We start from the raw sequence: 19173 nt of genomic DNA on the forward strand, positions 1-19173 counted from the left end.
TTCGAAATATTCGTCGACGGGCGTTCGGCGATCGCGCGAATGTGAATGCATGAGATCCGCGCCAACGTCTCACCGTGTCCGTGCCGTCCTCACGCTCTGCCTGATCGCATCGATGCTCGTCATCACGTCGGCCGCCGCACCCGCGCCCACGGCGACGGCGGCACTCGCTCCCGTGCCGTCGGCGTCGCTCGCCGGCGGGGCGTACCACCACTGCGCGATCCGTGCCGATCAGACGGTCGCGTGCTGGGGACGCAACGACGTCGGCCAACTCGGCAACAACACGACGATCTCCTCGCCGACTCCGCAGCTCGTGAGCGGGCTCACCGACGTCGTCGCCATCGACGCGATGATCAACACGACGTGCGCGCTTCGTTCCGATGGCACGGTCGCCTGCTGGGGTGACAACGACGACGGCCAACTCGGCGCCGGTCTGGCCGTGCCGTTCACGACCGTTCCCGTCGACCCCATCGGCATCGTCGACGCCGTCGCCATCGAGGTCGGGGGCGCTCATGCGTGTGCGCTCGGTTCCGACGGGACCGTCGCGTGCTGGGGCCAGAACGGCCTGGGTCAACTCGGCAATGGTACGACGACGACGTCGAACGTGCCGGTGTCGGCCCAGTTCCTCACGGATGCCGCCACGATCAGCGCCGGAGGCACGGCCACCTGCTCGGTGCGCCTCACCGGGGAACTGTCGTGCTGGGGCGCCGGACTGCCGGGTGATGTCGACGAGACTCGACCGACCGACGTCGCTCCCTCGCTCGAGGTTCGTTCCGTCGCCGTCGGACATCAGGCCATCTGTGTGATCACCGTCGACCACGCCGCCATGTGCGCCGGTACCGGCCCGCTCGGCGACGGGTCGGATGAACCGAACCCAGAGTTCGTCGAGGTTGCACTCGGATCGGCGCTCGACGTCGCGGTCGCCGCCGATGCCTGCGCCATCACACCCGACGCCGGCGTGTACTGCTGGGGGGCGGGCGAACCGCTGGTACTCGCCGTCACCCAACCGGTCGGCGACTCGGCGCTGCCGATGCGGGTGCCAGACCTCGTCGACGTCGTCGATCTCCACGTCGCTCCCGCCCACGCGTGCGCCCGATCCGCCGACGCGATCGTCCGCTGTTGGGGGACCAACCTCGACGGACAGTTGCAGTTCGAGCCGACGTCACGGCTCGGCCCGGGGTTCGAGTTTCCCGACCTGGCGGCGACCGACGTGTCGGCTGGGCTCGCCACCTGTGCCGTGTCGGTCGACGCCACCGTCCTGTGCGCCGGATTCGACGTGCTCGCGCCCGCGCCTTTCGACTTCAGCGGACCCCGGGTCGTCGACGGCTTGGTCGACATCGGACAGGTCGCCACGCAGTTCACCCACAACTGCGCGGTCGACACGTCTGGCGACGTGCTCTGCTGGGGCTTCAACACCGTCGGCGAGATCGGCGTGCCTCCGCTCGGGGAGTTCACCGTCGAGGACAGCGTCGTTCCCCCCGTGAGGGTCGACGGTGTGAGCGGCGTGGTCGACATCGCCGTCGGTGCGAGTTTCTCGTGCGCCTCCACCGGGTCGACGGCGTACTGCTGGGGCACCGACGCCGACGGACAACTCGGCAACGACGCTGCGTTCGTGGACTCGTCATCACCCGTCGAGGTCGAATCGGGACCCACCACGACCACCGTCGACACGCTCGACGCCGGCAACGGTCATGCGTGCGCTCGCGTCATCAATGCGATCACGTCGATGGTGGGTTGCTGGGGAAGGAACAACCACGGCGAGCTCGGCAACGGCACGACGGACGACCAACCGACGATGGTGTTCCCCGGCGTGCTCGTGCCGGCATCGATCGCGACCGGCGGCAGTCACACGTGCGCCATCGACGGCGCTGCCGACGTGTGGTGCTGGGGCGACAACAGCGAGGGCCAACTCGGCATCGGAACCACCACGAGCCACACGACCAAGCAACAGTTGGCAGGCCTTCCGGCCGACCCGATCCAGGTGGTGGCCGGGAATTCGCACACCTGCGTCCTGCTGACCACCGGCGATGTCCACTGCTGGGGTGACAACCAGACGCGGCAGGTCGGGCAACCGTCGGGCGACATGCACATCAACCCGGTCCAGGTGCCCGGAGTGAGCAATGTCGTCCAGATCTCGGCGAACTTCGACACGACATGCGCTCGCCGCGTCGACTCGTCGGTGACGTGCTGGGGCGACAACGGCATCGGGCAGGCCGGGGCGCTCCCGACGACACCGACACCGGTGGTGGTCGACGCCGGCGCGCCGCTGGATGCGTCGCAGGCCGACGTGGTTCCAGTCGTCGAGCCCGTCACTCCGGCACGGCTGTTCGACACGCGAACCGGCCAACCGACGATCGACGGCCTCGGTGCCGGGGGCGGCCCGATCACCGGCGGCACCGACGTGACGGTGCAGGTGACCGGGCGAGCCGGTGTTCCCGACGACGCCACCTTCGCCGTACTCAACCTCACCGCCGTGCGGCCGTCGGCCAACGGCTATCTCACCGCTCACGCTTGCGACACCGAACGCCCGCTCGCGGCGAGCCTCAACTACGCCGGGCCGGCCGGTACCGCACCGATCACCCTCGGCAACGAAACGATCGTCGCACTGTCGTCGACCGGCACGGCGTGCATCTACTCCTCGTCGCCCACCGATCTGACCGTCGACGTCACCGCCTACGGCACGGCTCGCGGCGGCTACCGGGCGACGACACCGTCACGGGTCCTCGACTCGCGTGCCGGCATGACCACCTTCGACGGCCAGAACGACCTCAGCGCGCCGATCGAGGGCGGCACCGAGGTCGAACTCCAGATCCGAGGCCGGGCCGGCGTGTCGGGCACCGCGGGCGCTGCTGTGTTGTACATCGCCGCCGTCGACCCGACCGGCGTCGGCTACCTCACGGCGTATCCGTGCGACCCGATTCGCCCGCTCGCCAGCAGCCTCAACTTCTCGACGCTCCCCGACGGACGCTCGGTCAACCGAGGCAATGAGGTCATCGCTCCGCTCGACGACGACGGCAAGGTCTGTCTGTTCGTCTCGGCCACCACCGATCTGACCGTCGACCTCGTCGGCTCGATCGACCCGTCGACCACGTACGCGGTGGAGTCACCTGCACGACTCCTCGAGACGCGACCGGGGCAGTCGACGGTCGACGGCGAGTTCGAACTCGGTGCGGCGCTCTCGTCGGGCGACGAGATCGAACTCGACGTCGCCGGTCGGGCCGGCGTCGAGAACAACGCGTCGGCGGCCGTGCTCAACATCACGGCGGTCAACCCGAGCGGGGTCGGCTACCTGACCGCGTGGCCGTGCGGAACGACGAGACCGACGGCGAGCAGCCTGAACTTCACCGCCACACCGAACACGGGGAGCATCAACGGCGGCAACGAGGTGCTCGCTCCGCTCTCGATCGACGGCACCGTCTGCTTGTTCGTGTCGCAATCGACCGACCTGACCGTCGACGTCGTCGGTTCCGTCTGACGAGACGCGGCACACGTTCGGTGGCAGACATCGAGGTCATGCCGGTTCGAGCACGCGCTCGTGCTCGCCCGTCGGGTCCTGTTCCGCATCGGCTGCGGTGACGGTCGGCGGTTCGACGAACACCGGAGGTTCGGTGCGGTCGAGGATCTCGCGGAGGCCACGGACCATCCGAGCGTCCATCTGCTCGGCGAGGGTCATCGCCGGAACGCCCGGCACGGCCACCCGATCGACACCGCTCTCGCCGTCGACGCCTTGGCGCGTCCAGTTGGTCCACGAGACGTCGTTGCCGGTGAGGTAGCGGGCCAGCGCCGACCACATCATCAGGTGCTCGACGGCCATCGTCACGCACATCAGCACGATGAGCACCGGCAGATACTTGGCGTACTTCCTGAGCGTCCCCGACGCGTAGAACACGACCGCGAAGTTGGCCGGCACCGACAGCAACACGAGGTAGAAGTAGAGGTACTGGCCGGTGTGGATCGGCAGGATGAACGCCACCGCGAACACGAGCGGGTACAGCAGGATCTGGACGTACCCGAGCAACGACGACGGCAGTTCGTAGAACCCGAGCGATCGGTTCCCGCGTCGACGATCGAGGAAGAGCCGGCGGTGCGCACCGAAACAGAAGAACGCACCGAACCGCCACCGACGTCGCTGGTTGCGCAGCCCCGAGAGGTCGGCCGCTCCTTCGGTGATGCAGACCGCGTCGTCGGCGTACACGAGTCCCAGCCCGGCGTCACGGAGCTGCAGCGAGAAGTCCATGTCCTCGGTCTTGCTGAAGTCGCGAAAGCCGTGGGTCTGCTGCCACGCCGAGCGGCGGTACGCGCACATGGCGCCGGACAGGATGAAGATCGTGTTGAAGACCGACTGCGCACGGCGAAGGTGGAACCCGAACATGTACTCGAAGGCCTGCGACTTGCCGACGAACTTCTTGGTGTTGCCGATCACGATGCGGCCGACCACCGCGTCGACGCGCTTCGAGGCGAATGGTTTCACGAGGTTGCCGATCGCTTCGGGCTCGACCGCCGAGTCGGCGTCGACGTTGACGATGATCTGTCCGAAGCCGTGCATGACCCCGGAGTTCAGCGCCGCCCCTTTGCCGGCGTTCTCCTGGTTGACCAAGAACACTCGCCCGGGGTTCTCGTCGACATACCGCTGCGCGACCTCCGCAGTGCGGTCGGTCGAGCCGTCGTTGACGATGATGATCTCGAGGTTGGCGTAGTCGCTGGCGAGCACCGAATCGATCGTCTTGCCGAGGCCGACCTCCTCGTTCCACGCGGGGATGACCACGGAGGTCAACGGAGCGAACCCCGATCCCTGCAACTGCTCGGCGGGTCGATAGAACGACGCGCCGATCATCACGTGGACGAACATCCGCGTCGCCTCGACGGTGAAGAACACGATCGCGACGCGCAACACGAGCGGCAGCAGTTCGTCGTCGGCCGGCCGCAACACTCCCAGCGTCCAACCGATCGAGGCCGTCGCGCCGAGCACGACCACCGCAATGATCGCGACGGCGACGACTCGATTGATCGACCTGGATTGCATGTGTGAACGACCTCTTCAAATGACCGGCTGCGAGCAGCAGCACGGCCCTCATTCGGGTCATCCAGACGATTCCTTGAGGGACTTTTCCGGCATGTTCCGGACGTTTTGGCTCAAACGTGCAAATTGTCGACCGGGTGTGACGGGCGGCCACCACCAGTGGCACTACCAGGGGTTTTGTCGAGGTCTTCGACGACTTCAGTCCGTGACCGGCGACCGCACAGCGAGAACCATGCAGCCGAGCCCAGCGGCTCCATACACCAGAGCACCGACCACCATCGGGGTGACCGTTGCATCGATTCTTGCGTCGACGATTGCCGCCAGAATCGCACCGCCACCGAGCTGTGTCAGACCGAGAAGTGCACTGGCCATTCCGGCTTTGTCGCCCATCGGTTCCATCGCGATCGCCGAACTCATCGGGCCGAGGATCATGTTGAGCGCGTTGGCGACGCACGCCCAACCGAACCACACCCACAGCGACGGCACGCCATCGGCTGCGACGGCCGCGATCGTTCCGATGGCGGCCACGACGACGAACGCGACGCTCGCGCGCACGGCGAGATAGCGGATGCCGAAGCGGTCGATGAGTCGCCCGTTCGACATGAGGGCGATCGCCATACCCACACCGGAGAGCCCGAAGAAGATCGTGAACTGCGAGTCGCGGTCGTACACCTGGTCGAGGATCACCTGCGCGCTTCCGAGCCAGACGAAGAACGATCCGGTGAAGAACGCCATCGACAGGATCGACCAGCGCGTCGACGACGTCCGCACAACGGCCTCGAGCGCCTCGACGAACGGTCCGAAGCGAAGCGTGCGCCGATGCTCGTCGGCGAGCGTCTCACCGAAGCGCAGCGTCCACACGAACGCGATCGACGCGAGCACGAGCGCTGCGCCGAACACGAGCCGCCACGACCCGACGAGCAGGATGCCTTCACCGGCGATGGGGACGATGATCGGACCGAGCAGGAAGACCGCGGCGACGGTCGACACGACGCGAGCCATCCGGTCGCCGTCGAACAGGTCTCGGGCGATCGCCATCCGCAGCACCGTCGGGGCCGATGCACCGAGCCCCCACACGAATCGGGCCGCCAACAGCACTTCGAGGTTCGGCGCGATCGCCGACACCAACGCGCCGAGCGCATACACCCCGATGCCGATGAGCAGGATCGGCCGTCGGCCGAACCGGTCGCCGAGCACGCCGTACACGACCTGGCCGAGCGCCATGCCGACGAAGTACACGGTGCCGGTGATGGCCGGGCTCAGGTTGCGGGCCTCGAGGTCGAAACTCTCACTCAACTCGTCGAACGCCGGCAGCGCCGCATCGACACCGAACGCCATCAAGATGCCGATGAATGCGAGGAATGCGATCACCGACCGCTCGGTTCGTTGCGTCGTCGACCCGTTCACCGCGGCACCATAACGGCGCGTGCGCGCCATCACGACCGGCTTGAGTAGTTTGCAGGAATGGCACAAGCAAACGATCTGGTCATGCTCGACCACGGCCCGATGATCGGCCCCGACGAGCTCACCGACACCCTCGGATGGACCCTCAAACCCGAAGGTCTGTGCCAGGACGACCGCTGCGTGATCGTGCCCGATCGCGGTGCCATCGAGTCCGACGGCCACATCGACGTGACCGCCGTTGCGGCCCTGCTCGACCGCCCTGCCGTCCACGACGACGCGTCCGGACTCGTCGCCATCGGTGCGCCGCGCGAACGACGCCGCGGCGCGCTCCACGATCTCCGGGCACCCGACTTCACGCTGCCCGACCTCGAGGGCACCTCACATTCGCTCTCCGACCATCGTTCGAAGAAGAAACTGCTCGTCGCCTTCTCCAGTTGGTGAGGTTGCATCTTCGACCTGCCAGGTTGGCAGGTACTCCAAGAAGAACTCGCCGATCACGACTTCCAGGTGATCGCGGTGGCCATCGACGAAGCGGTCGACAAGATCCGTGAATTCATGGATGGCATCACCTACCCAGTGCTGATCGACGCCGACCATCTCCTCACCGAGCTGTACGCGATCTCCAACGTGCCGACCGTGTTGCTGATCGACGAGGACGATCGGATCGTGCAGCCGAACTGGAACGCGTATGCCACCGACACGTTCAAGGACTTCACGGGCATCGATTCGTCACAGCAGATCGAGGTGATCCGACGGTGGGTCGTCGACGGCGAGACGATGATGACCGAAGCCGACGCGAAGACAGCGGTCGGCGACCTGACCGACGACGAAGAGGCCGCCCGACTGCACTTCCGGATCGCCCTTCGTCTGCGCGACGCCGGGGACGAGGCGGGAGCCGAACGGAACTTCGAGCGGGCGTGCGAGCTCGCGCCGCACGACTGGACGATCCGCCGGGCATCGATGCCGTTGCGCGGCGGTGACCCGTTCGGACCGGAGTTCTTCACGCTCGTCGAGGAGTTCACCGCCGCGGGCCGCCCGTACCACGGCGTCGCTGCCGAGCGACACCCCTGACGAACCTGGTTATTTCCATCCCGGATGGAAATAACCAGGTCGGTCAGTCGGGAGCCTCGACGTCGCAGACGAGTTCGTCGCCGAACACCATCACCGTGCCGTAGACGATCGCGACGGGGCGTCCCGACTCGATGCGCTCGCGCTTGGCACCCGGCAGCTGGACTTCGGTGCCGTTGGTCGACTGCATGTCTTCGACGACGAGCTGTCCGCCCTCGATCCGGATCTCGGCGTGGGTTCGCGAGAGACCTTGGCCGGGGCCGTCGTACTTCATGATGCGCGGCAGCTCGTCGACCTGGCCGGTGATCTTCGGGTTACGGCCGATGAGCACGCTCCGGTCGACCGGGATCCGTTCGCCGTTGCCGAACGAGAGGATCGCGTGGATGCGTCGCTCGCGCTCCGGTTCGTCGGGCTCGGGCTCGTCGTCGGTCGTGCTGTCGTCCGTGGTGCCGCTGTCGTCGGTCGTGCTCTCGTCGGTCGTGCTCTCGTCGGTCGGTGCGTCGAGATCGAGCATCGGAGCGCTGTCCTGCTCGTCGGATACTGGCTCGGCGAACGACGCTTCGAGGTCGGCGATCACCGCGTCGTCGGGGAGCTCCGACTCCTGCTCGGGCTCCGGTTCCAGTTCCGGCTCGGGCTCGGGTTCCGGTTCCACCTCGGGTTCCGGTTCCACCTCGGGCTCCGACTCCGCCTCTGGTTCCGGCTCGGGCTCGGGCTCTGGCTCGGGCTCCGGTTCCGCCTCGGGCTCCGGTTCCGCCTCGGGCTCTGGCTCGGGCTCTGGCTCCGGTTCTAGCTCGGGCTCGGGCTCTGGTTCCGGCTCGGGTTCCGGCTCGGGTTCGGGCTCCGGCTCCGGCTCGGGCGCAGTCAGGGTGTCGAAGCGGCGGCTCAGCGACGATGCGGGAACGGAGCCGGCGACGACGAAGAACCCGCCCTCGGCGTTCAGCCCGGCGTCGGCACCGCTGCCATCGCCCGACAGTGTCATCGACACCGCTGCGACGTCACCAGCCGTCTCCTCGATCCACGTGCGAACGTCGGCCGGGTCGATCGAACGCTCGGACCCGTCGTTGGTGGTCACGGTCACGACGACCGCCCCACGGGTGACGATGCGCACGCACTCGTCCTCGACCTGCACCAACCCGAAGTCGGGCAGGTTCTTGATGCCGTTGCGAGAGAGCTCGTCGAGAACGTCGTCGAGCGGTGCATCCGCCGACACGAGACTCCACAGCTGAGCGCGCGTCGACGCGTTGTCCTTCGCGATCAGTCCCAACGATCGCGGTGTGATCAAGCCGACGTGTTCGCCCGGCTGGAACGACGTCGCGTCGGTCGAACCCACCGCGGAGCTGTCTGCTGAGTCGGTCATCTACGTCTCCATCGTGTTGGCGACGGCCCGCTGCCATGGGGCCGCCATCGTCTGGCCCCATGATGCTCCATCCGACCGGTCAGCTCGCGGAACCTCGACACGCTCGCGTCGTATCCTCGCTGCATGGGCGCACGGAACAGGTCGACCGGCGCGGTGGCACTCGCCGTCGTGAGCATCGGCCTCGCCGCAGCCTGCGGGTCGGGTTCCGATGACGGCGCCGGCGCCACGGCCACAGGGCTGAGCACCACCGCCGCTCCAGCCCCGACCGTCGCAACGCCCACCGCCGGGCCGAGCACGAGTTCGCCATCGACCACCGCTCACAGCACGACCACGCTCAGCACTGTCACGCCAACCACGGTCACGACCACCACGGTCGCGCCCAGCGTCACGACCAGCCCGATCACCTCGACCACGATGCCGGCCCCGCCCGTCTCGGTTCCGGGATCCTGCGTGGACTCGCTGACCACGCGTGAGCAGGCGGCGCTGCTCGTGTGGCCGTCGGTGTACAGCTCGTCGTGGGCCGACGCGCAACGCATCGTCACCGACACCGGCATCGGCGGCGTGCTGCTGATGCGTCCCGACGGTTGGACGTCCGACGAACTCACGCAACGACTCGCGTCGCTCGAGGACGCCAGCCGCCACGGGCTCATCGTCGCGACCGACGAAGAAGGGGGCGACGTTCAACGACTCCGGCTCGTCGGCGAGCTCCCGTCGCAACGGCAGGTGTCGACCTCGATGCTGCCCGCCGAGGCTGCCGATCTGATCGCGGAGCACGCGGCGGCCGTGCGTGCCACCGGCGTCGACATGGTGCTCGGTCCGGTGGTCGACGTCGAGCCCAACGCCGGCGAGGTCCCGCTCCAACCGTCGCGCTTCTTCGTCGGCGAGCCAGCGGCCGTGTCGGCCTACGCAGCGGCGTACATCGACGGCTGGGCGGCGGCTGATCTGCTCGCAGTCGTCAAACACTTCCCCGGACACGGCGCAGCATCGGGCGACACGCACATCACGGCTGGTGTGACGCCGTCGTTCGCCGACATCGAGCGCTGGGATCTTCAGCCGTACCGCGATCTCGTCGGCCGTGTGGCGACGCACGATCTGGCGGTGATGATCGGACACCTGACCGTGCCGGGCCTCACCAACGGCGTGCCCGCCACGCGGAGTCCGGAAGCCATCGACCATCTGCGCAACGAGATGGGCTACGGCGATGCACTGCTGATCACCGACGCACTGGGCATGAACGCCGTCGGCCTCGCCGAGCCGGAGGCGTCAGTTCTCGCCGTGGCGGCCGGCATCGACATCGTCATCTTCACCCAGACCTCGCAGACCAGTGCCGTCATCGATGCGCTGGTCGCCGCGGTCGCCGACGGTCGGATCGCCGCCGACCGAATCGAAGCGTCAGCAGCAAAGGTGATGCGCCTCCTCGAACGCGACGGCCACACCTGCAACCGCCCCACCTGAACCCCCACACGACCACAACGAGCCTGGCCAAAAATCACCCCCACGCGACGACATCTGGCCTGGGCAGAAATCACCCTCACGCGTACACATCGAGCCTGGGCAGAAATCACCCCCACGCGACCACATCGAGCCTGGGCACATATCACCCTCACGCGACCACATTGAGCCTGGGCAGAAATCACCCTCGGGGTGAGTTGCCGCTGGTGGTCAGACGCTGCGGATGGCGTCGGCGAGAGCGTCGAGGTGATCGAGGTCGGCGAGGTCGAGGATCTGGAGATGGAAACGCTCGGCTCCGGCATCACGCCACGCGGCGAGTGTTGCCCGCACCTCGTCGGGCGAGCCAGCAGCGCCGTTCTCGCGCAGATCGTCGGGCTCGCGTCCGATCGCCGCAGCCCGCCGGGCGAACTCGGCGTCGTCGCCCACACAGGCAACGAGCGCCGCCGAGAACGTCATCGTGGCGGGGTCGCGATCGATCTCACGGCAGGCGTCGCGCACCCGCTCGCACTGTTCGGTGAAGAAGCTGATCGGCACGAACGGGGTGTTGAACTCGGTCGCGTGCTTCGCCGCGAGGCGCGGGGTGCGCTTCGGTCCACCACCGCCGACGATGATCGGCATCGGTGACTGGACCGGCTTGGTCAGCGCCGGCGAATCGGTCACCTGATAGATCGCACCGTCGTAGCTGAACGTCTCCCCGACCGGCGTGTTCCACAGCCCGGTGATCACGTCGAACTGCTCCTCGAGACGGTCGAAGCGCTCCCCCAACTCCGGGAACGGGATGCCGTACGCCTCGTGCTCCTCGGTGAACCACCCGGCACCGAACCCGAAATCGACGCGCCCGCCCGACATCTGGTCGACCTGGGCGACGCTGATCGCGAACGGGCCCGGATGGCGGAACGTCGCCGACGACACGAGCGTCCCGAGGCGAATCGTCGAGGTGTCGCGAGCGAGACCGGCGAGCGTGATCCAGGCGTCGGTCGGCCCGGGCAGACCGTCACCACCACCCATCGCGAGGTAGTGGTCGGAACGGAAGAAGGCCCCGAAACCGAGCGATTCGGCCCGGAGCGCCACCGCCAGCAGGTCGTCGTAGCTCGCCCCCTGCTGTGGTTCGGTGAAGATCGTGCAGTCAGCCAGTTCCATCCGTCCGATCGTACGGAGCGGGCAGCGCTGCGCAAAGCACGACCGGCACCGGCCGCACACCGCACGCCGGCCTCGGTGCGCACGCGAACGGGACGCACGCCCGACGACGTCGGCGGGCGCGCCATTCTCGGGGCATCGAGCGAAACGGCTCAACTAGGTTCTGCGCGCGATGCCACGTTGGTCCGAACGACTCCTCGTGGTCGGCCACGGAGGCACCGGCCGAACCACGCACGCCCGAACGTGGGCAGACGACGCCGTCCGCCACGTCGACGGGCCGGTTGCGTGGATCCGCGGCTCGTTCGAGCACTACGCCGATCCCACGTCGGCGGCGAGCGAACGGTCTCGCAGCGAGGCGCTCTCCACGATCGAGCACGCCGTCGCGCTCGCCGTCGACGACGCACACTGGCTGCACGACGACGTCGTCGATGCGCTGGTGTCGCGATCGGCCGATGCGGCGGTGTGCGCGGCACTCGCACCATGGCCCGACAGCTCCCCGCTACAACGGCTCGCCAGCGCGCTGACCGCTCGTGACCCGGCCGTCCACCTCGGCCCGATGAACACCGACGAGGTCGCCGACGTGCAGCGCGATGGCCCGGTCACCGACGTTCCGACCGACGCACTCCTGCGGTTCACCAGCGGCTCCCCCGCGCTGACCCGGCTCTGCGTCGATCATCAGTGGTCGGGTGACTCCGACGACGTACCGGCCGCCGTGGTCGACGCCGTGGTCCGGCTCGCCCGCCAATCGGGCCACGACGTCGTGCAACTGCTCCAGTTGATGGCACTCGGCCTCCGCCTGGACGACGCCGTCGCCGCCGTGCTGCCCCTGCGCGACGACGCCGAGCGTCGGCTCCGCGCGAGCGGCTTGGTCGCCGACGATCGCCCGCTCGGCGTGGTCACGACCGCGTTGCGTCATGACCTCACGCGCACCGACCGGCAAGCGCTCGGCGCGCTGGTCGCCGACGCGGGCGTCGCAGCGTCGGCCGACGTCCGAGCGCAGATCGACCTCACCAGTACCGATGTCGCCCGCCGGGCCGCCGCCGCGTTCCGCCTCGGGCACCCCGATGCCGAGCGGCTCGTCGTCAGCGCGCTGGCGACGTCTCGCGATGCCGAGGTCACCGAGCTCCGATTCGGCATCGACATGCGCTCGATGCGATGGAGCGAGGCTGCGGCAACCGACAACAGCGGGTTCGCAGCGCTCGCCCGAGCGTTCGCCGCTGACATCGACGACGTGCGCGAGCATCCGGCCGATCGAGACATCGCCGACCAGCTCCGCGTGATGATGCTCGAACACGCCCGTGGTGCATCGGACGTGGCCATGGCGATCGGGGCCGACGCCGTGGAACGGGCGCATGCACTCGATTTCGCTCAACCGCTCGGCTGGTCGCCGGCAGCGGTCGGGGCGTTGGTCGCACTCGGCGCCGGCGATGCACGCACGGCCCGATCGTGGGCGTTGCACGCGATCGACACCAACGCGTCAGGCGACGGTGAGCAACGCTGCCACCGGTTGATCGCAGCGCTCGCCGGCATCGCCCTGAACGAGTTCTCCGAGGCGCTCGACCTCGTCCGACACGGTGCCGATCTCGACTGGGCACTGCGCGACCGTTTCCTCCTCGCCGCCATCGACGCCTCGATCGCTCGCCGCTCGGGGGACACCGCTCGTCTGCGTAGTGCGTGGCAACAGTGCGAGCCGCTACTCGTCGGCCAGCCGGTGTCGTGGGTGCTCGCCGACCCGCTCCTCGAGGTCTTGTGCGCCGGGGCGCGACTGGGCGATCTGCGTCGCGTCGACCCTGCGGCCGAGCGCCTCGTCGAACAACTGCGGCAGCTTCCCGCCGACGGGCCGGGCGCTGCGACGTCGTGCTGGTTGCGTCTGCACCTCGCGATCGCCACCGACGACTGGACCGCGGTGGCTGAACATGCCGGCGAGCTCGCCGCGCTGCGGGACGGCGATCGGCGAAGTACGGCACGCATCGCCGCCGGGCGAGCGTGGGGACAGATCGCCACCGTGCGCGCCAGCGAGGGTGATGGCGCGGGGATCGATCTCGCGGCCGTCGACGACGCCGTCGATCGGTTGGTGGCCGTCGACGACGCGTGGGAGGCATCGCGACTGCTCGGCCAAGCGGCACTCGATCACGGCGACGCGGCCGTCGCCCGTGGCCTGCTCGAACGGGCCCGCAATCTCGTCACCGATCCCGTCGAGACCGCCGACGGCCTGATCGCCGCCGGTCTGTCGGAGCGGGAGGCAGATGTCGCCCGCCTCGTCGCCGACGGGCGCACCTACAAAGACATCGGTGCACAACTGTTCATCTCGGCCAAGACCGTCGAGCATCACGTGGCTCGGATCCGCCAGCGTCTGGGTGCCGGCACACGAGCCGAGATGCTGGCCACCATTCGCGAGATGACCTGATGTTCCGGGGCGGTCGGCATCGATTGAGTGAGCCTTGAGCGCCTCCGTTCATCATCCCCTAGTCGCCCCCATCGAGATGGGGGATTGCACCGACGCCCCGTTGACGGGCGGTCTTCATACTGGGTCTCAGTCCGGTCGAGGCCGGCAGAACAAGAACCACACCACGAACATCACCACCACTCACAGGAGCGAACAATGAGCAAGATCGACATCCAAGAACAGCTGTGCAACGTCCTCACCGGCCTCTTCCGGGATCCGCAGGAGGCACGCCAGTACGCCGACGACCCGCAGCGGTACCTCGGCGAGAAGATGGGCCACGACGCCGACTACGCCCAGGTCGACATGAAGCACGTCGTCGACTACTCGGTCGCCCAGGCCGAGGTCGCACCGCACGTCGCCGATGCGATGTACCAGCCGGCCCCAACGATCCGGGTTCCGTACCCGAAGGAGGAGCGAATCGCCGAGCAGAACGACGGCTACAAGGTCGACGAGTACAAGGCCGACGAGTACAAGGCCGACGAGTACGACGGCGATCCGAAGATCGACCGGCCGGTGCAGGACGCCCACGACCGCCCGCCGGTTCGCGACGATCACGAGCCGCCCATGGATCGTGACCCGGTCCCTCCGAAGGAGCAGCCGAAGTACGAGACCGAGTACCCGAAGGAGGTGGAGGTCGAGAAGGTCGACGAGTACTACAAGGCCACACCGAAGGAAGGCGCCACGCCGGCCGAGGAGTACGCCCCCGACAAGTGGACGCCCGACTGCGAGATCACCGAGGAGTGCGTCACCTACAGCATCAGCAACTGCGTGACCGAGGTCTACAAGGACCAGCCGGAGATCGCCGACCGCCTCTGCGAGACCCGTGACTACGCCGACCCGTACCCCCGACTGTGCCCGGAGGACGACTACTCCGACCTGATCACCGAGATCAAGCCGATGTACGAGCCGGTCGACGCCGACCCGATGAAGGACCGCTACGAGGAAGCTCACAAGGACGAGTACGAAGACGCCGGCAAGGACTACGACGGGACCTACAAAGAAGTCGACCCGATGGACGACCACAAGCAGGACCCCAAGTACGACGAGCACGACCCCAAGTACGACCAGAAAGACGAGCACGTCGAGAAGGACGAGTACGTCGAGAAGGACCAGTACGAGGACGCCGACAAGGACTACGACGGCACCTACCGAGAGGTCGACCCCATGGACGACCACAAGCAGGACCCCAAGTACGACGAGCACGACCCCAAGTACGACCAGAAAGACGAGCACGACCAGAAGGACGAGTACGTCGAGAAGGACCAGTACGAAGACGCCGACAAGGACTACGACGGGACCTACAAAGAGGTCGACCCCATGGATGACCACAAGCAGGACCCCAAGTACGACGAGCACGACCCCAAGTACGACCAGAAGGACGAGTACGTCGAGAAGGACAAGTACGACCAGAAGGACGAATACGTCGAGAAGGACGAGTACGTCGACAACGACTACGGCAACGGCCATCAGCCCGACCCGGTGCACGCCGACGCCGCCAAGTACAACGAGCCCGACGCTCACGACGAGATGAAGGCCGACGATCACTACGGCGAAGGCGACCAGATGAAGGTCGAGATGGAGCCGGCCGTCGAGATGGCCCCTCCCGCCGAGATGGCGTACGAGGAGGCTCAGCCCGAGCCGATGGCGTACGAGGCACCGCCTGAAGAGGTCGTCACCTACGACGAGCCGGCGCCGATGGTCGAGCACGCCGAGGTGCCCGTCCCGGTCGACGAGGCCCCGATGGACGACATGATCGAGGACTGAACGCCTCGATGACGGACCGGAGTCGACGGGCCGAACGCCCGCCGAGTCGACGTCAGGAACACCCCGGGATCTCCCCGGGGTGTTCCCCGCGTGTCGACCGAGTCGACGCCGGCGCCGTATCGAGCAGGCCTGAACCTCGCTCGCGCAGATGCCTAGTCTGCTCCGAAGCACCCGAACCCCGCCGATCCAGCAACGACACGAGCACCAGATGAACGAATCGACATCCAGCAACACGGCGAGCGATGCAGCCATCGCTGCGCTCGATCAAGGGGTCATGGCGTCGGAGGCGTACGGGCGTGACGATCTCGCCGCTCGCTTGAAGGAGACCCGCCGCAAGCTGGTCGAGCCCACCGTCAACGTGGTCGTCGTCGGCGAGTTCAAGCAGGGCAAGAGTTCGTTCATCAACGCCTTGCTCAATTCGATGGTCTGCCCGGTCGACGACGACATCGCAACGGCCGTGCCCACGTCGGTCCGCTTCGGCGACGAGCGCGCTGCGTGGGCGCTCACCCAAGCAGCCGACGCGACCCGCTCCGACGACGAGCCACCGCCGATCGATCGCCAGCCGATCGACTTCGACAGGATCGCCGACTTCGCGACCGAGCGAGCGAGCGATCCGACGGTCGTCGTCAAAGGCGTCGACGTCCAACTGCCGCGCAAGTTGCTCGCCGATGGTCTGGTCCTGGTCGACACGCCGGGTGTCGGTGGGCTCGGTTCGGCGCATGCGGCGGCAGCTCTCGGCGCGCTGTCGGTCGCCGACGCGACGATCTTCCTCAGCGACGCGTCGCAGGAGTACACACGAGCCGAGATGGACTTCCTCGAGCAGGCGCTCGAGATGTGTCCCACGGTGTTGTGCGTCATGACGAAGACCGACTTCTACCCGGCATGGCGACGGGTGCTCGAGCTCAACAAGGGGCACCTTCGACGGGCTGGGCACGACCTCGCGATTCTGCCGGTGTCGTCCACCCTCCGGGTCGAGGCGATCCGCCGCGACGACCGCGAACTCAACGAAGAGTCGGGCTTTCCGGCGGTGATCTCGGCACTCGTCGACGACGTCGTCGGCGGTGCCAGCGATCGCGAGCAACGAGCCGCTCGCAGCGACCTGCTCGCGGTGACCAATCAACTGAGCTCACAGTTCGAAGCCGAACTCGCAGCGCTGCAGGACCCGGCAGCGCAAGCGGAGCTGACCCGACAGCTGCAAGAAGCGAAGAACCAGTCGGAGCAGCTTCGCGGCCAAGCCGCCCGGTGGAGCACCACCTTGAACGACGGCGTGGCCGACCTCACGAGCGATGTCGATCACGACTTCCGTCAGCGCGTTCGCAACGTGCTCGCCGAGGCCGACGCGTCGATCGAGCACACCGATCCGCTCGAGATGTGGGCCGAGTTCGAGCCCTGGTTGAGCAATCGCATGTCGTTCGAGGTCGTCGGCAACTATCGATTCCTCACCGATCGGTCGCTCGAGTTGAGCCGCGCCGTCGCCGAGCACTTCGCGTTCGCCGGCGGCGACGTGCTCCACCAACTCGACATCCAGAATCCGGTGTCGGCGCTCGGACGTGTCGCGACCGACACGAGCCTCGAGGCAGAGGAGTCGTCGCACGCCGCCAAGGGCATGACGATGCTGCGCGGTTCGTACACCGGTGTCTTGATGTTCACGATGATCGGCGGCATGGTCGGCATTCCGCTCGGTCCGGTTGCCGTCGGCATCGGTCTCGCCATGGGCCGCAAGGGCTTGAAGGACGAGAAGGAGCGCCAGCAGACGCAGCGCAAGGCGCAGGCGAAGAACCTGGTGCGCCGTTACAGCGACGAGGTGTCGTTCCAGGTCAACAAAGACAGCCGTGACACGCTGCGCCGAACGCAACGCCAGATCCGCGACTTCTACTCGGCCCGAGCCGAGGAGTTGCACCGCTCCACGACCGAAGCGCTCACCGCGGCGAACCAGGCCGCCGCAACCGACGAGCGCGAACGGGCGGCCCGCATCCGCGACGTGACCGCCGAGCTCGAACGACTCGGGCGATTGCGTGACCGAGTCGAAGCGCTGTCGAGTCCCGGCGCCGACACGAAGGGGGCGAACGCATGAGCCTCGTCGACGACGCACGCCAACTGCTCGACCGGGCGAACACCGTGTTCGACGGCGGCCCGCCGGCCGACGAGATCCGACGCCTGACCGAACGCCTCGACGAACCCCTGCGGGTGGCCATCGCCGGCAAGGTCAAGGCGGGCAAATCGACGCTGCTCAACGCGCTCGTCGGTGAACTGCTCGCTCCGACCGACACCGGCGAGTGCACGAAGGTCGTCACCTGGTACCGCGACGGCCACACCTACCAGGTCATGTTGCATCCGGCCGACGGCAGCCCGCCCGTCCAGGCCCGATTCAGCCGAGACGACGGCGCGATCGACATCGACCTGGGGGGCCGCGACGCCACCGGCGTCGACCGTCTCGACGTGACGTGGCCGTCGGGAGGCCTGCGCACGCTGACCCTCATCGACACCCCCGGCGTCGATTCGCTGACGCAGGGCGTGTCGACGCGAGCGTTCGAGTTCCTCGACCCCGACGACTCCGAGACCCCGGCCGACGCTGTGCTCTATCTGATGAAGCACATCCACGCGTCCGACCTGCGCCTGCTCGAAGCGTTCCACGACGACTCGGTCGCCAGCCCCAACCCGGTCAACGCGATCGCCGTGCTGTCGCGCGCCGACGAGATCGGGGCGGGTCGTCCGGACTCTATGGAGTCGGCCGCGCGTATCGCCGCTCGGCTCGGCGACGACACACGTCTGCGTCGCCTCGTGCAGATGATCGTTCCGGTGGCCGGGTTGCTGGCCGAGTCGGCCGAGACGCTGACCGAGGCGGAGTATCGCGAGCTGTCCCAACTCGCCGACAAGCTCGACGACCTCGACCGTCTCCTGCTGTCGACCGACCGGTTCATCGAAGGTCGGCCGGAGACACCGCTGACGTCGATCGAGCGCGAGCGTCTGCTGGGCCGATTCGGGCTGTTCGGCATCCGTGCCGCGCTCGAACTGATCTCGTCGGGACGAGCGACGTCGAGCACGTCGTTGTCCGACGCACTGCTCGCGATGTCGGGACTCGACCGACTCCGGGCGGTGTTGTCGAGCCTGTTCGTCGATCGCGCCGACGTACTCAAGGCTCGTTCGAGCCTCCTGGCGATCGAGCGGCTCTGCCACGAGCACTCCGGCCGGCCGGGGGTGACCGAGCTCGAGGGCGAACTCGAACGCATCATGTCGAGCGCTCACCAGTTCAACGAGATGAACACCATGGCCGCGCTGCGCAGCGGCTGGGTCACCGGTCCGGCCGCACAGTTGGCCGACCTCGAGCGGCTGCTCGGCGTATCGGGCACAGCCCCGTGGCAGCGCCTCGGGCTCGACGGTCCGTCGGCCGACGTCGCCACGGCGGCTGGAGAGCAGCTCGGCCGATGGCAGCGCCTCGCCGAGAACCCGCTGACGACGCACGATCTCGCCACCGCCATCCGGGTCGCCATCCGCAGCCTCGAAGGCATCATCGCCGGCACCGGATGA

At 67.6% G+C, this 19173-nt stretch carries 12 protein-coding genes; 8 read left to right on the top strand and 4 right to left on the bottom strand.

Annotated features, from left to right (window positions below; translation table 11 throughout):
* The first annotated feature begins 49 nt into the window (after positions 1-49).
* A complete protein-coding gene (locus YM304_RS23040; protein WP_015443134.1) occupies positions 50-3472 on the top strand; it encodes an RCC1 domain-containing protein in 3423 nt (1140 codons plus the stop codon).
* A 36-nt stretch (positions 3473-3508) separates the two neighbouring features.
* Here the strand turns inward: YM304_RS23040 and YM304_RS23045 are convergent, their stop codons facing one another.
* Together YM304_RS23045 and YM304_RS17925 are read right to left on the bottom strand one after the other, a co-directional pair.
* Positions 3509-5020, bottom strand: coding sequence for a glycosyltransferase (locus YM304_RS23045; protein WP_015443135.1), 1512 nt, complete (start codon positions 5018-5020; stop codon positions 3509-3511).
* Positions 5021-5215: 195 nt separating this feature from the next.
* Positions 5216-6517, bottom strand: a complete 1302-nt coding sequence (locus YM304_RS17925; protein ID WP_231897606.1) for a Bcr/CflA family efflux MFS transporter — start codon at positions 6515-6517, stop codon at positions 5216-5218.
* Here YM304_RS17925 and YM304_RS17930 point away from each other — a divergent pair.
* A complete protein-coding gene (locus YM304_RS17930) occupies positions 6506-6862 on the top strand; it encodes a peroxiredoxin family protein (protein WP_015443137.1) in 357 nt (118 codons plus the stop codon). The two genes, YM304_RS17925 and YM304_RS17930, sit on opposite strands and share 12 nt — an antisense overlap.
* A 75-nt stretch (positions 6863-6937) precedes the next feature.
* Positions 6938-7492 carry a thioredoxin family protein gene (locus YM304_RS17935; protein ID WP_231897607.1) on the top strand — a complete coding sequence of 185 codons (555 nt, stop codon included), beginning with the start codon at positions 6938-6940 and terminating at the stop codon, positions 7490-7492.
* 43 nt (positions 7493-7535) lie between these two features.
* Here YM304_RS17935 and YM304_RS24300 read toward each other — a convergent pair whose 3' ends face one another.
* On the bottom strand, positions 7536-8846 hold the full coding sequence (locus tag YM304_RS24300; RefSeq protein ID WP_015443139.1) for an FHA domain-containing protein: 1311 nt from the start codon (positions 8844-8846) through the stop codon (positions 7536-7538).
* Between the two features lie 123 nt (positions 8847-8969).
* Here YM304_RS24300 and YM304_RS17945 point away from each other — a divergent pair, with 123 nt between their 5' ends.
* Complete coding sequence (locus YM304_RS17945; protein ID WP_015443140.1) at positions 8970-10301, top strand: glycoside hydrolase family 3 N-terminal domain-containing protein; 1332 nt, start codon at positions 8970-8972, stop codon at positions 10299-10301.
* 207 nt (positions 10302-10508) lie between these two features.
* Here the strand turns inward: YM304_RS17945 and YM304_RS17950 are convergent, their stop codons facing one another.
* A complete protein-coding gene (locus tag YM304_RS17950) occupies positions 10509-11438 on the bottom strand; it encodes an LLM class F420-dependent oxidoreductase (protein ID WP_015443141.1) in 930 nt (309 codons plus the stop codon).
* A gap of 169 nt (positions 11439-11607) precedes the next feature.
* On the opposite strand from YM304_RS17950, the gene YM304_RS23050 reads away from it, so the two are divergent.
* From YM304_RS23050 to YM304_RS17970, 4 genes are all read left to right on the top strand, one after another.
* Positions 11608-13842, top strand: a complete 2235-nt coding sequence (locus YM304_RS23050; RefSeq protein WP_015443142.1) for a helix-turn-helix domain-containing protein — start codon at positions 11608-11610, stop codon at positions 13840-13842.
* Between the two features lie 195 nt (positions 13843-14037).
* Positions 14038-15645 carry a hypothetical protein gene (locus tag YM304_RS17960; protein ID WP_015443143.1) on the top strand — a complete coding sequence of 536 codons (1608 nt, stop codon included), beginning with the start codon at positions 14038-14040 and terminating at the stop codon, positions 15643-15645.
* Between the two features lie 208 nt (positions 15646-15853).
* Entirely contained in the window at positions 15854-17719 is a 1866-nt protein-coding gene (locus tag YM304_RS17965; RefSeq protein WP_015443144.1) for a dynamin family protein, read from the top strand.
* On the top strand, positions 17716-19173 hold the full coding sequence (locus tag YM304_RS17970) for a dynamin family protein (protein WP_015443145.1): 1458 nt from the start codon (positions 17716-17718) through the stop codon (positions 19171-19173). Before YM304_RS17965 ends, YM304_RS17970 begins: the two co-directional genes overlap by 4 nt.

It is taken from the genome of Ilumatobacter coccineus YM16-304 (assembly GCF_000348785.1).
Lineage (GTDB): Bacteria > Actinomycetota > Acidimicrobiia > Acidimicrobiales > Ilumatobacteraceae > Ilumatobacter_A > Ilumatobacter_A coccineus.